Genomic DNA, 13671 nt, shown 5'->3' on the forward strand with positions numbered 1-13671 from the left:
CGCAGCCGTTGATTTTCCGCAATCAAATCTTCCTCTATCTCTTTAGGCAGCTTTGCTGGCTGTCCTGTATTTTTACGTCCCCGTCGTTCTACCGCTAAACCTTCTGGACCCTCCTCAAGATAGATGCACTCCCAGCGCTTAATAATACCGAGACAGTTGATATTAAATCTTCTCATGGTTTCACTGAGACTTAGACCTTCTTCCCGCATCGTTTCTACCACCAGTTGCTTGAATTCTGGTGTATATCGTTTATTTGGTACTCCTTTTGGCATAAAAATCACCCCACTTGTTATTCAGTATATCATACTGTCTAACAAATGGGGTGCAGTTCAAGATCCGTCTGACGCTTTTTTTCATATTATTCATCGGCGTATCTCCTTTCTACATAATGCTGCTGCACAGGTTCTGCCGCAGCCTGGCTATGCTGTTCGCAATATACGCAAACCCACTGCAAAATGCCGAACATCATCAGACTCACCAGTACGGAAGTACCACCGTAGCTAACCAGAGGCAGTGTAACCCCAGTCAGAGGAATCAGTTTGATAACGCCGCCGATGATGACAAATGCCTGAAAAGCAATCATAGCTGTAAAGCCTACTGCCAGCAGGCTGTAATATCTTCTGGTGCAGTCCAGTGTGATACGGATTCCGCGATATAACAACATAATAAAAATACAAATAATGCCTGCGCCAAAGAGCGCACCGAATTCCTCGCAGATTGCCGCAAAAATACAGTCACTTTCTACAACGGGGATGCTGACTGGCATACCTTTTGTCAAGCCGCTGCCGAAAAGTCCGTATGTGGTAATGGCAAACAAAGAAGTAACGATCTGATAGCCGCCATGGTCAATGTCTGCCCAAGGGTCACGCCATGCTGCCACGCGCACCTGCACATGAGAAAACAGTTTATAAGCAATGGTAGCCGCAAAGCTGGCTGCCCCCATACCAAGCAAAAACAGCACTTCATTAGATGTAGCGATGTACAGCATAGTCATAAAGGTCATAAAGAAGATCAGGGCGCTGCCCAGGTCTTTCTGGAGTACCAGCAAAATAACGACGCCGGCACTCAAACTGCCAGTGATGAGCAGTTCCCGCAGTTCCACACGTTTTCTGAAAACGCTTGCCAGATAGAATATGAACAAGAACTTGGCAAGTTCGGAAGGCTGGAAGCTGATGCTGCCAATTTCCAACCAGTTCTGGGAACCGCCATGTTCCACACCGAAAATCTGTGTGAACAGCAGCAGTCCATAACAAACAATGATGTATGCCCATTCAAAAATTTCAAATCTGGGAATCAGCCGTAAAATAGATGGCAATGCCAGCATGCCTGCCAGCCCAAGAGCCATCCATACCAGCTGTTTATGAGCCAATGCCGGATCTACTCTCTGAAGCATGATAAGGCTCACATCCATCAGAAACAGCATCCCTGTCCAGATCAACGGACAGCCTTCATAGTAAAATCGATCCAGCAGCTGAATGGCTACCAGCAAAAACACCAGCGATATGGCACCAAAAAGCAATGCCTGCCAGTCAAAAAGATAGGTGTCCCGATTATAGGACAAAATCAGGAATGCCGTCAGATGCATCAGCACAACCAATCTGCGCTGTACAGATACCGCCCGATAAGGGCTGCCCAGATAGCCGCCCTGTTCGTATGCGATATATACAATGGCTTCCCACAGATACAGTCCGATATATATGACGAACAGATATCTGCTCAACATAATAATCAAATCAAACATATCCTCACTCCACTCCACGGAAGAAATGCCCTTTTGTACTGCCTTTTTCGCTCATCTGCTGCAAAAGAGCTCTTGTTTCCGCACTGCAATGCGCAGTGTCTTTTGTCATTTCGGCGTAAGCCCGCACAATGCGCTCCACCCTTGCCGGACCTTCCTTTGTAAAGTTCAGGCGAACGCTCCCCACTGCGTTATCCAGCACTTCATCATAAAACTTCAATGCAAACAGAGGTTTCCCGTTCAAAATGGAACATACACACCGTTCACAGTCTGTCATCAGCGGGAATTTTTCACCTTTTCTGTCACGCAGGAAGTACAGATCCTGATTCCAACGTTTCTTACAGTACTGACCGCTGTGTTTTTCTCCAGCAAAGTTCCCGATGGGGCACTGCTGTGTTGTCATCAAAGGCAGATAGCCGTAAACCACCATTTCACAGGAACTATCCGCCATTGCACGAATTTCCTGCAGATTATTTTCCACAGAAAGACATACATTGTCTGCCCCCTGTTCCTGCCAGAACAGCACTGCTTCCCGGTTCACCACATTCAGATTATAATCCGCTGTGATTTTCTTACCGGAATTTTTCACTGCGCCAAGCTGACCTGCGGAACGCACCAGGAAACCATCCAAATCGCTTTCCAGGAAACGCTGCAATCTGCTTTCGTCTTCAGGACGTTCCCTGTCTACCCGAGGCAATGCCGCATAACATGCCACACCATAGCGATGACATTTTTCAATGACATTTGCCAAATGCTCTTCCAGTTCCATAGTAGATTCTACATAAATACGCTCCACGCCTTTTTGTTTCACAGCCGCATCCAGCTGTTCCAGATTGCTTACCAGCACATGAAGTTTCTTTTTCAGCAGACGAGGTTCTCTTGCCTGACGAGGCGCTTCTCCTCGTTCTGCGTTTTTCCGTTTGGTCTTTTTCAGCATTGCCTGTTCCAGAGCTTCTGCCGCATCACGACGGAGCTGGTTCAAGTTGCTGATGCCTACATATATATTTTCGTCTGCCTGTACATCCAGATCAGCCAGCGCAAAGGGAGTTGCACCCATTTTTTCAATCTGCTGGCGTAATTTTTCCACAGCAGTGGGCTGGTTCGTAGCTTCCTGCACCACTTCCCCAGTCACATATACGCTGCTGCCCATATTATCCCACAACTGCAACGCCAATGGTTCTCCTTTTCTTGCCTTTAAAACACCATAAATCGGCAGTTTTCTAGTTTCTTTTTCCCATGTTTTCTGCAAGGCATCGTTGAGCGCCTTGCCATAGGTACGATAAACCACGTCGTTTTTCTCAATATCCCCTTCCAGCGTCAGAGTGATCACTTCCCCTGCTTTGGAATGTTTTGTCACCTGACAGCCTACATGAGGGCCTCGGCTGGTCCAAACTTCGATACCGTCACCGGGAACCAGCGGCTCTCTGGTACGGATAACTACTTTTTTATGCTGAGGCAGGTATTTATCCACAATACCCACTTTTAACCCCCATGTTTTGGGACGTTCCACACTCATCATATCCAGACCGCCACGAGAAGTATAATACCCTTCTGTGAAACCGCCGCGGTTGAACAGCTGGGTCAGTTCTTTCATATCATCCAGAGAAACCTCATAGTGTTCTGGATCTTCGAAGTACATGTCGATATATTTCCGATAAATCCGTGTGACACCTGCCACATATTCAGGATTTTTCATACGGCCTTCGATTTTCAAAGAAGCAATACCCGCTTCGATGAGTTCTGGCAAAATAGAAACTGTCGCAATATCTTTGGGAGAAAGCAAATGACCTTCTGCCACCTTATCATATCCACAGTAAAGGGTATAAGGCAGTCTGCATGTCTGGGCACAACGTCCACGGTTGCCGCTTCTGCCGCCCAGCATACTACTCATGATACACTGACCGGAGTAACAAACGCAGAGCGCGCCATGAACGAATGTTTCCACTTCCGCACCAGTCTGCTCTGTGATGTGACGGATTTCCGGCAAAGTCAGTTCTCTGCTCAAAACCACTTTGTCAAAGCCCTGTTCATACCAGTAATTCACGTCTGCCAAAGAATTGGATGTCATCTGTGTGCTGGCATGGAGGGGGAAATCGGGGTAATGTTCCCGCACCAGTTTTGCAGCCCCAGCATCCTGCATGATCAGCGCATCTACGCCCATACAATGCAGTTTTCCAATAAACTGGATAAATTCCGGCAGTTCTTTATCTTTATAAACTGTATTTACTGTAACATATACCTTCACACCGCGCAGATGACAATAGTCACAAGCTTCTTCCAATTCTTCCAGAGAAAAATTTCCCGCATATTGTCTGGCGCTGAATAATTTTCCGCCTAAATAAACGGCGTCACAGCCATTCTGCACAGCAGCCTTCAGGCTTTCCATGGACCCCGCAGGCGCCAGCAGTTCTGGTTTTTTTCTAAAAGGCATATCTTTTCCCCTTTCTCTTTGAAACGAATGTATCTCTGTTTTTTCTTCAAATTTTTTGATGCAAAAGGAAAAATAGCAGTTTTTTTCTTTTTGCACCCGTCAAAAATCCCCTGCTATTTTGTCATATTTTATCTTTTTCTGGGACGTACTTTCGAAGTATGGAGCCCCTCATTTGCAGCTTCCTCTTCCGCCTGATACTCTTGCAGTTTCCGTTCCAGTCTTCTTTTGTCCCGTTCTAACTGTTCGATCTGTTCCTGCAATTCTGCTGTTTTTGCTTTTTCTGACATAACCTGCAGCCGCAGTTCTTCCATGGTTTCTTCCTGTTCCAAATGCTGCTTGACTTCTTTGAAATAATCATTTGCCACATTAATAGAAGTCAAAATATATGCCAAACTGCTGTCAATTGCCACAGCTTTTGAGTTTTTTCTGATTTCTGTCATCTTTTGATCGATGTATCCGGCAACCTGCATCATATGTTCTTCTGTTTCCGGTCCCATTAATGTAAAGGATTTCCCATCAATCGTAATTTTCACTTTATTATTCACAGCCATTTGCCTCCCCTCTTTCTTTTCGGCAAAACAAAATGAAACTTGTGTTCGATCCGATATATGCTCATTTGTATTCAATCTATTATACCATAAATCACATAGGGAAGAAATCTTTTTTTATAAAAGAACCCCCGCACTGGGAAAACCCAATGCGGGGGTGATATGCACTTTCAGTTATCTGAAATTAGCAGTTTTCTTTTGCATAGTTGAAACCAAGTTCAAATGCTTTTTTGTTGTCGGGGATAAATTTAGCTTTACCACCTTCGAATACATGAGCGAATGTATCGTCCATGCCTTCTACTTTGATTGCGCCTGTTGCGCAAACAACTGCACCCAGCATTACCAGGTTAGCCAGTTTGGATCCGCCGAAAGCGTCTGTTGCGATTCTGTTAGCAGGAACAGAATATACTTTTACGCCTTCTTTAACATCCAGATGATCTGTTGTGCACAGGTCAGCGTTGATAACCAGAGAACCGCCTTCTTTTACAACGTGTGCAAATTTATCCAGGGAAGGCTGGTTCAGAGCTACTACACAGTCAGCGTCTTTTGTGATAACGGGAGAACCGATACCTTCGTCGGAGATGATTACGTTTACGTTAGCAGTACCGCCACGCATTTCGGGACCGTAAGAAGGACACCAAGATACTTCTTTGTTATCCAGCATACCGGAGTAAGCCATGATTTTACCCATCAGCAAAGAGCCCTGGCCACCGAAACCTGCAATGATAGAAGAAAATGTACTCATATTATTTGCCCTCCTCTGCTGTGATGTCTTTGAATACGCCAAGAGGATAGTAAGGGATCATTTTTTCTCTTACGAATTCCATAGCTTTTACGGGTGTCAAGCCCCAGTTTGTAGGGCAGCTGGATACAACTTCGATGAATGTGAAGCCCAGACCCTGTTTCTGAATTTCGAAAGCTTTTTTGATTGCTCTCTTAGCAGCTGTAACCTGTGCAGGTGTGGAAACACTTACTCTTTCGATGTAAGCAGGACCTGTCAGTGTAGCCAGCATTTCGGAAACGCGCAGAGGGTTACCGTTGATTTTAGGATCACGACCAGCTTTAGCTGTTGTAGCTTTCATGCCGGGCAGTGTTGTAGGAGCCATCTGACCGCCTGTCATACCGTAAATACCGTTGTTGATAAAGATTGTTGTGATTTTTTCGCCTCTAGCTGCTGCATGAACGATTTCACAAGTACCGATGGAAGCCAAGTCACCATCGCCCTGATATGTCATAACGATTTTGTCAGGATGTACTCTCTTGATACCTGTTGCTGTTGCGGGAGCACGACCATGTGCACACTGAATAGCGTCAAAGTTGAAGTAGTTGTTTGCAAATACAGCACAACCTACGGGTACGCAAGCGATTGCGTTTTCAACTTCGCCCAGTTCTTCCAGTACTTCTGCTACCAGTCTATGTACGATACCGTGTGCACAACCAGGACAATAATGCAATTTGACATCAGTTAACGCTTTTGTTTTTTCGAATACAACTGCCATTATTTGTCACCTCCCATAACTTCTTTACCGAATGCAACCACTTCGTCAACAGTAGGTACGTTACCGCCTGTTCTGCCGTGGAATGCTACTTTGTTTTTGTCGTTACATGCATAAGCAACGTCGGGAACCATCTGACCCATAGACATTTCTACGTCCAGATATTTTTTGATCTGACCATTCCATTTATCGAAAGCTTTCTGAGGGAAAGGCCACAGTGTTTTAGGTCTAAGCATACCAACTTTGTAACCTTCAGCTCTCAGGTAACCGATAGCTGTTCTTACAACTCTGGATGCTGTACCATAGGAAACGAAAGCATATTCTGCATCATCCAGCAGGTATTCTTCCCAAGCCTGTTCGTTTGCTTCAACTTTTTCATAAACTTCAAAATGTTCATGGTTCCAGTTTTCGCAATCGTCGGGATCGATAACCAAGTTTTTGATGTTGTGTCTTTCGCCTTTGCCTTTACCTGTCAGAGCCCATGTTTTTTCAGGGATACCTTCTCTGCGAACGTAGTTGAATTCTACAGGTTCCATCATCTGACCGATCAGACCGTCTGCCAGAACGATTACAGGGATGCCGTACATATCAGCGATATCGAAAGCTTCCATAACCATGTTAACTGCTTCCTGAACGGATGCGGGTGCCAGTACTACGTTGTGGTAGTCACCGTTTGCGCCGCCTTTAACAGCCATGTTATAGTCAGCCTGACCGGGCTGAATTGTACCCAGACCCGGACCCCCACGCATCATGTTGATGATAACTGCGGGCAGACCTGCGTTAGAGATATAACCGATACCTTCCTGTTTCAGTGCGATACCGGGAGAAGAAGAGCTGGTCAGAACACGTGCGCCTGCTGCTGCTGCGCCATAAACCATGTTAATCGCTGCTACTTCGGATTCTGCCTGAACAAATGTACCGCCTACTTTGGGCAGTTCACTGGATAAATATTCTGGTACTTCGCTCTGAGGAGTGATGGGATAACCGAAGAAATATCTGCAACCCGCCTCAATCGCTGCTTTACCAACTGCTTCGTTGCCTTTCATTAAAACTTTTGCCATTGATGTTCCTCCTCCCTTATTAGTCGAGCTTTTCTACTGTGATTGCGCAGTCAGGGCACATTTTCGCGCAGCTTGTGCAAGCGATACAGTCTTCGCCTACCATTTCTGCGGGATTGTAACCTGCGGGGTTGATTTTTGTTGTCGAAAGAGCCAGTACGTTCTTAGGACAAACAGAAACACAAAGACCGCAACCTTTACAGATCACTTCATCGATTGTTACTCTACCTTTTGCCATTCAAAATACACCTCCATAAATATTTGAATTTACATCCAGGTTTTCCGCATATTAAACTTCATAGGGAACAATTCCCCTGCAAGCCCTTCCGGTACGCCTTCTGTCAAAAGTTCTTCAACATAAGTTACGTACTTTACAGGGACGCCTGTACGTTTGGTTACTTCTCTCAATATCGCATCTCCTTCTACGAGACACTGCGCTGTTGTTTCGCGAACCAGATTTGTGTTATTGATGAAGCCAGTCACTTTCAATCCCGAAGCATACTCCAGATTTTCCATCTGTTCGATCACACCTTCCGGTGTAGAGGTATTGGGACGATATGTATTGACTACCATAAAAAAGTCTGTTTCCTCCGGGTGCAGAAGGGGTTTCATTCTTCCCAGAACCAGGGTGCCAACATCGTTGCCGCCCAAGTCAACCACATACTGGAATTCTTTGTTGGTAACAGGCATTGTCATCGCACCGGAAACAGCAGGCACGTCTGCGCCGGCTCCTTCGATATTGGAAGCGATCACCATGATCCCCTTCTCTTCCAGTTCTGCCTTCTTTTCGCGGGAGCGGAAATAAACATTTACGATATCCAAATCGGCAATGGCTACTTTTCCTTCGGTCTGTTCCCGAAGAGCAGTCACATAATTGACTGCGAATTCTGTTTTGCCACTACCGTAGTGACCTGTGATGATACGGATTCTTTTGTCATTAGAAACCATTTTATCCACCTCTACTTTTCGATAATGCATATAGAATAAATGATATATTTTTTGGTCATTTTTTATAATCTATCAAATCAACTGGGTTAAATGCATAATTTAAATGTTTCATTTTTTCATTCTTTATGCAAATCCACCCGATTTCTTCTGCTTTATGTATACATAATAACACACTTCTTTCCACTTTGCAAGAAATTTAACATTTTTTTTGGGAAGCATTGAAAAAAAAACATAAAACCCGAGAAAAATGCTCTCATTTATAAGGCAATTTCCTATCTATTTTCTTTTTTCATTTGTAAACTATTTATATTTTTTTCAGAAAAGATACATTTTCTTTATATCTTTTGCCACTTTGTCTTACATCTTATCTTGTTTTTATCTTTTTACGATAATAGCCAAAAATGCAGAAAACCTCACCTTTTTTCCATATTCCTACAGAAAAAAAGGTGAGGTTTCAAATTCCCTTTATAAAGTTGTCTTACAATATTGTATTAGATATTATACAGCAATTCTCCATAAGTGGGGAAAGGCCATACATCTTCATCCACCAGCATTTCCAGCGCATCTGCGGGAACACGCAGCGCCTGCATGGCTTCAAAGACGTAGTCACGGCAGAATACAGCCTGAGAACGGCTGCTGCCCTGAAGCAGCTGTGCCTGTTCTGCCACTTCTTCCAGATGTTTCAGTGCCTTATGGAACTGCACAATATTTTCATTGATTTCCTGCAGCAGTTCTTCTGCAACAGAAGTATCTCCGCCTACGGATTTGATAGCTGCCAAGGACTGTGCCACACTGCCTGCATATTTCAGCACAGCGGGACGAATCTGTTTGGAAGCAATGTCGATCATAGTCTTTGCTTCAATATTAATCTGTTTGATATATGCTTCATAATTGATTTCCGCACGGGAGTGGAGTTCCAGACGGCTCAATACATGATGACGTTCAAAGAGGCTGATGGCTTTATCTGTAATCAGCGCAGGAATTGCATCCACAGTGTTGCTGATGTTGGGCAGACCTCTGCGAGCAGCTTCCTGTTTCCATTCTTCGGAATAACCGTTGCCGTCAAAAATAATCCGTTTGTGAGCAATATATGTGTCACGAATCAAATCGTGTACGGCTTCGTTAAAGTCTTCTGCTTTTTCCAGCTGATCTGCAAATTCCTTCAAAGCATCTGCAACGATGGTATTGAATACAAAGTTGGGACCGGAAATAGAGCCGGAAGAAGGCGGCATACGGAATTCAAATTTATTCCCTGTAAATGCCAGAGGAGAAGTTCTGTTTCTGTCTGTAGCATCTCTGTTCAGGTAAGGCAGTGTGTTTACGCCTACGCGCATTTTACCGCCCTGCAAGCTGCTGGTTGCTTCCCCATGTTCAATCTGGTCGAAAATATCCTGGAGCTGATCCCCAAGGAAAATGGAAATGATTGCCGGAGGCGCTTCTGCCGCACCCAGACGATGGTCATTGCCATGGCTGGCAGCAGACACACGCAGGATATCCGCATACTGATCCACACCTTTGATGATAGCTGTCAGGAAAATCAGGAACTGTGCGTTTTCATGAGGTGTCTTACCAGGATCCAGCAGATTCTGTCCGTCATCAGTACCCATGGACCAGTTGTTGTGTTTACCACTGCCGTTTACACCGGCAAAGGGTTTTTCATGGAGCAGACACGCCAAACCATGGTGGCTGGCAATACGTTTCATGGCTTCCATAATCAGCTGGTTATGGTCTGTTGCTGTGTTACAGTCGCTGAAAATAGGCGCCAATTCATGCTGTGCAGGCGCTACTTCATTATGCTGTGTTTTTGCGGAAACACCCAGTTTCCACAGTTCCACATTCAATTCATGCATAAAGCAGGCAATTCTTTCTTTGATGCTGCCGAAATAATGGTCATCCAGTTCCTGCCCTTTGGGAGGCGCCGCACCAAACAATGTTCTGCCTGTAAAGATCAAGTCTTTTCTCTTATTATACAGTTCACGGTCAATGAGGAAATACTCCTGTTCTGCGCCGGCATATACGCTGATCTTTTTGGCTGTTGTGTTGCCAAACAGACGCAAGATACGCATAGCCTGGTTGCTGACTGCTTCCATGGAACGCAGCAGAGGTGTCTTTTTATCCAGCGCTTCCCCTGTGTAGGAGCAAAACGCAGTGGGGATGTATAATGTTACGCCGCCTGCATCCTCACGCAAAAATGCCGGAGAGGTACAGTCCCAAGCGGTATAGCCCCTTGCTTCAAATGTGGCACGCAGTCCCCCGGAAGGGAAAGAAGATGCATCGGATTCCCCTTTGATCAGCTCTTTGCCGGAAAATTCCATAATAGCTCTGCCGTTGACAGGAGGTGCCAAAAAGGAATCATGTTTTTCCGCGGTAATGCCGGTCATGGGCTGGAACCAGTGGGTGTAATGTGTCGCACCACGTTCGATTGCCCAATCTTTCATAGCATTGGCAATGATATCCGCAATGGAAGAATTCAGCATTTCGCCTCGTTCAATGGTCTTTTTCAGTTCTTCATACACGTGTTTTGGCAAGTGATCCCGCATCATGGAATCATTGAATACATTCATGCCAAAAATTTCTGGAATTGATACTTTTTCGTACATACGCCGTTACTTTCTCCTTCCATACAGTTGTATTTCCTTATAAGCATGATAGTTACATTATACAAATCTGGTTTTCATTTTGCAACGATTTTACTTTTACTTCGTAAAAAACAGCGAAACCATCACCTTTTTTCCATTCCACTTCCATTTTTTCGTGATTTTTCCAATGTACCCTTTCCTTTTTTGCATAAAAAAATAAGAACAGCATGGTTTTCAGCCACACTGTTCTCACTCTTCTTACACAGTTTTTCAGCCTCCGATCAGGAAATCCAGAATATTTTCTCCTGTGGATGTTTCTGCCCGATAGATTTCCGTATATCCGCATTTTTCACAGCTGATAGTAATGAATTTTTTATTTTGAATATCGAATAATTTTGCCATGGTGCCGCCAGTAGCCTGGAACTGGTCCTGCACAAATTCATGACATCCGCATTTTGGACAAACAAACTGCATTTTTTCCATGTCTGCTCCCCCTTTTCTTCTATTTTTGTTTATCATACAAAAAACAATTCAAAAGCACAATAACCTTTTCCTTATCTTAAGAAATTTGTCATGCTTCTGAAAAAATTTCTTTTCCCATATTTTCCTCTTGAACAAGAACATATGTTCGTATATAATAAAGATAATAAGACTGGAGGGATTGCCATGAAGCTTTTGAATAAACAAATTGATATGATTTCTTGGACATCGAAAGAAGGTGTTGTCACACCTGTACGCTTTCGCATAGAAGAAGATGGGAAATCCATTGTCATTCGCATCGGACGAATTTTGCAAACCGAAAAAAATATGTTTGGCGGCACTCCCACCCTTTCTTTCCGCTGCGCCAGCCATATCTGCGGACAAGAGCACATTTACGAAGTCACTTATAACAGCGGCAGTCAGAAATGGCTCTTAAAAAAATATTGAACATCGTAAATAAAAAAGCACGAAGATTCCTATAAACCATGGAAACTCGTGCTTTTATGTTTGTAATGAATTGCAATGATTTTCTTAGCAGATAAATTCTTTTGCGGAAATATAGTCATCCCCCAATTCTGCCAATTCCACAGGGAACGCATCTCCCTGACATAATTTCTGTAAAAAGATTTCCATTTCCTCCTGTCTGTCAGACAGTCCAGAAACTTCTTCCCGTTCCAGCACTTGTCCACCACTGATCTTATCAATGGCAACACCGTACACATTTTCCCCCTTGGGAACGGGATGTACCAGCAAGAAATACTGCAATGTAAACTTGTGATTCTTTTCATCTGCAATCTGTTTTTCCCATAACATGCGCCGTTCCATTTTCCTCGCCCCTTCCACAATGATTCTTTAACAGAATTATAGAAATCATTATGCAAAAAAGCCATAAAAATTCCGTTAATAATACGGATTATCACACTCTTTACGCTTTCTTTATATCTCAGGAAAATAAAAGCAGCTTATCCTCCGCCTGTAAATTAGATCCACCTTGATTTTTTGCCTCTTGATTTCGATAAGGCGCCATTCGATAAGACTGACCATAGCGCATACGGAAGTATTCTGCCAATATAGCAATAAACTGACCATTTGTTGGCTTTTCTATCATATGATAGCCAGATATTTCAAAATACACCTGTCTGCCGTTTTTCTTCCATGCACTCTCTACTGCATGACGGATTGCTCGTTCCACTTTGCTGGCAGAAGTATGATACATCCGTGCAATATCAGGATACAGTCCTTTGGTGATGCCAACCATCACTTCGGCATCCTCTACTGCCATCATCACTGCCTGTCGGATGAAATGATATCCTTTGATGCTGGCAGGTACCCCCATACGGCTGAGCACAGAAGAAATTTCAGCTTCCAATCCAGACACCTGATGGTGTTCTGGAACAGGTTCTTCTCGTTGTACTGTCCAAATCTTTTCTTTGCCCTCATAAGAACGAATCGGTTCTGTCAATTGATGGATTCGTTCCAGCAGCAATTCTCCCTGTATGGGTTTTGCCATATAATAATCTGCACCCATAGCAACTGCTCGGCGTACCACTGTATCGCTGTCGATCGCAGAAATCATAATGCACACACACTCTTTTTTCTGCGCCTTCATCTGTTCCAGCACCCAGACACCATCTTTTTCCCCCAAAATGACATCCATCAGCAGCACATCCGGCGCGCTTTCCTGCACCATCTGAAATACCGCCGGACCATTATCAGCCATGCCTACAACTACCATATCGCCGCGCCGCTCCAGACAAAGCTTCAGCTTCTGCAGATAGAACAGATCTCGATCTGCAATGACTACCCGTATTTTATTTCTCACTTGCATCAAAATAAAAACCCCCATCTATCCTTTTGTTTTTTTCGGAAACTTCCCCTTGCGTAAGCCTATTATAATGCGGGTATGTGCTTCCATCCATATACGCCTGCCAAATTGCTGTTTCCTGTTCATTTTTAGCAAAGGACATAGAAAAAATGTTATTCAGGCAAAAAACATGACATTTCATGACGCAATCCACAGGTTTTCCACCTGCAATGTACTCTCGTGAAAAATCATAACCACGCCTAAAAGACGTGGTTTGCACTAGCCCTATAAGGGCTTATTAAGAGCCAGCGCCTAAATGACGCTGGCTTTCACTTCGTTCAAGCCTTGGTGGTATGATTATCTGCTACCCTTAAAAGGGTCTTCATACTCTTTTGTATTCAACTTATCTTCAATTTGATCTTGTTTTTCCTGTTCTCTGATATATTTTTGAATCGTTGCTGTATTTAAACCGACTGTACTTACATAATATCCTGTTGCCCAGAAATTCCTATTTCCGAATTTATACTTCAGATTTGCATGACGATTGAATATCATCATTGCACTTTTTCCTTTTAAGTATCCCATAAAT

16 protein-coding genes are annotated in these 13671 nt (G+C 44.0%); 1 reads left to right on the top strand and 15 read right to left on the bottom strand.

What is annotated here, in order from left to right; all coding sequences use genetic code 11:
* From BUB35_RS15630 to BUB35_RS15680, 11 genes are all read right to left on the bottom strand, one after another.
* Positions 1-272 (bottom strand): helix-turn-helix domain-containing protein (locus BUB35_RS15630; RefSeq protein ID WP_143185476.1); only part of this gene is annotated, 272 nt, incomplete at its 3' end.
* An 86-nt stretch (positions 273-358) separates the two neighbouring features.
* Positions 359-1741: an FtsW/RodA/SpoVE family cell cycle protein gene (locus tag BUB35_RS15635; RefSeq protein WP_072853266.1), complete on the bottom strand. Its 1383-nt coding sequence runs from the start codon at positions 1739-1741 to the stop codon at positions 359-361.
* A gap of 4 nt (positions 1742-1745) precedes the next feature.
* Positions 1746-4169 carry a U32 family peptidase gene (locus BUB35_RS15640; protein WP_072853283.1) on the bottom strand — a complete coding sequence of 808 codons (2424 nt, stop codon included), beginning with the start codon at positions 4167-4169 and terminating at the stop codon, positions 1746-1748.
* 128 nt (positions 4170-4297) lie between these two features.
* Positions 4298-4714: a cell division protein ZapA gene (locus tag BUB35_RS15645; protein ID WP_159432903.1), complete on the bottom strand. Its 417-nt coding sequence runs from the start codon at positions 4712-4714 to the stop codon at positions 4298-4300.
* Between the two features lie 187 nt (positions 4715-4901).
* On the bottom strand, positions 4902-5462 hold the full coding sequence (locus BUB35_RS15650; protein ID WP_072853270.1) for a 2-oxoacid:acceptor oxidoreductase family protein: 561 nt from the start codon (positions 5460-5462) through the stop codon (positions 4902-4904).
* 1 nt (position 5463) lies between these two features.
* Entirely contained in the window at positions 5464-6216 is a 753-nt protein-coding gene (locus tag BUB35_RS15655; protein WP_072853272.1) for a thiamine pyrophosphate-dependent enzyme, read from the bottom strand.
* Positions 6216-7274, bottom strand: a complete 1059-nt coding sequence (locus BUB35_RS15660; protein WP_072853274.1) for a 3-methyl-2-oxobutanoate dehydrogenase subunit VorB — start codon at positions 7272-7274, stop codon at positions 6216-6218. The genes BUB35_RS15655 and BUB35_RS15660 overlap by 1 nt, the downstream gene beginning before the upstream one ends.
* A 19-nt stretch (positions 7275-7293) precedes the next feature.
* Positions 7294-7509 carry a 4Fe-4S dicluster domain-containing protein gene (locus BUB35_RS15665; protein ID WP_072853275.1) on the bottom strand — a complete coding sequence of 72 codons (216 nt, stop codon included), beginning with the start codon at positions 7507-7509 and terminating at the stop codon, positions 7294-7296.
* A 29-nt stretch (positions 7510-7538) separates the two neighbouring features.
* Positions 7539-8219: an ATP-binding protein gene (locus BUB35_RS15670; RefSeq protein WP_072853276.1), complete on the bottom strand. Its 681-nt coding sequence runs from the start codon at positions 8217-8219 to the stop codon at positions 7539-7541.
* A 491-nt stretch (positions 8220-8710) separates the two neighbouring features.
* On the bottom strand, positions 8711-10819 hold the full coding sequence (locus tag BUB35_RS15675; RefSeq protein ID WP_072853277.1) for a glutamine synthetase III family protein: 2109 nt from the start codon (positions 10817-10819) through the stop codon (positions 8711-8713).
* A gap of 249 nt (positions 10820-11068) precedes the next feature.
* Positions 11069-11281, bottom strand: coding sequence for a zinc ribbon domain-containing protein (locus BUB35_RS15680; RefSeq protein ID WP_072853278.1), 213 nt, complete (start codon positions 11279-11281; stop codon positions 11069-11071).
* 183 nt (positions 11282-11464) lie between these two features.
* On the opposite strand from BUB35_RS15680, the gene BUB35_RS15685 reads away from it, so the two are divergent.
* Complete coding sequence (locus BUB35_RS15685) at positions 11465-11725, top strand: hypothetical protein (protein ID WP_072853285.1); 261 nt, start codon at positions 11465-11467, stop codon at positions 11723-11725.
* A gap of 84 nt (positions 11726-11809) precedes the next feature.
* Here the strand turns inward: BUB35_RS15685 and BUB35_RS15690 are convergent, their stop codons facing one another.
* The 4 genes from BUB35_RS15690 to BUB35_RS15705 form a co-directional block, all read right to left on the bottom strand.
* Complete coding sequence (locus BUB35_RS15690; RefSeq protein ID WP_072853279.1) at positions 11810-12103, bottom strand: DUF6514 family protein; 294 nt, start codon at positions 12101-12103, stop codon at positions 11810-11812.
* A gap of 118 nt (positions 12104-12221) precedes the next feature.
* Positions 12222-13106: a sporulation transcription factor Spo0A gene (gene spo0A / locus BUB35_RS15695; protein WP_072853280.1), complete on the bottom strand. Its 885-nt coding sequence runs from the start codon at positions 13104-13106 to the stop codon at positions 12222-12224.
* A complete protein-coding gene (locus tag BUB35_RS19125) occupies positions 13090-13296 on the bottom strand; it encodes a hypothetical protein (protein ID WP_072853281.1) in 207 nt (68 codons plus the stop codon). The genes spo0A and BUB35_RS19125 overlap by 17 nt, the downstream gene beginning before the upstream one ends.
* Before the next feature lie 143 nt (positions 13297-13439).
* On the bottom strand, positions 13440-13671 hold a 232-nt coding region (locus BUB35_RS15705), incomplete at its 5' end, for a transposase (RefSeq protein WP_200777622.1).

The organism is Anaerotignum lactatifermentans DSM 14214, assembly GCF_900142265.1.
Taxonomy (GTDB): domain Bacteria; phylum Bacillota; class Clostridia; order Lachnospirales; family Anaerotignaceae; genus Anaerotignum; species Anaerotignum lactatifermentans.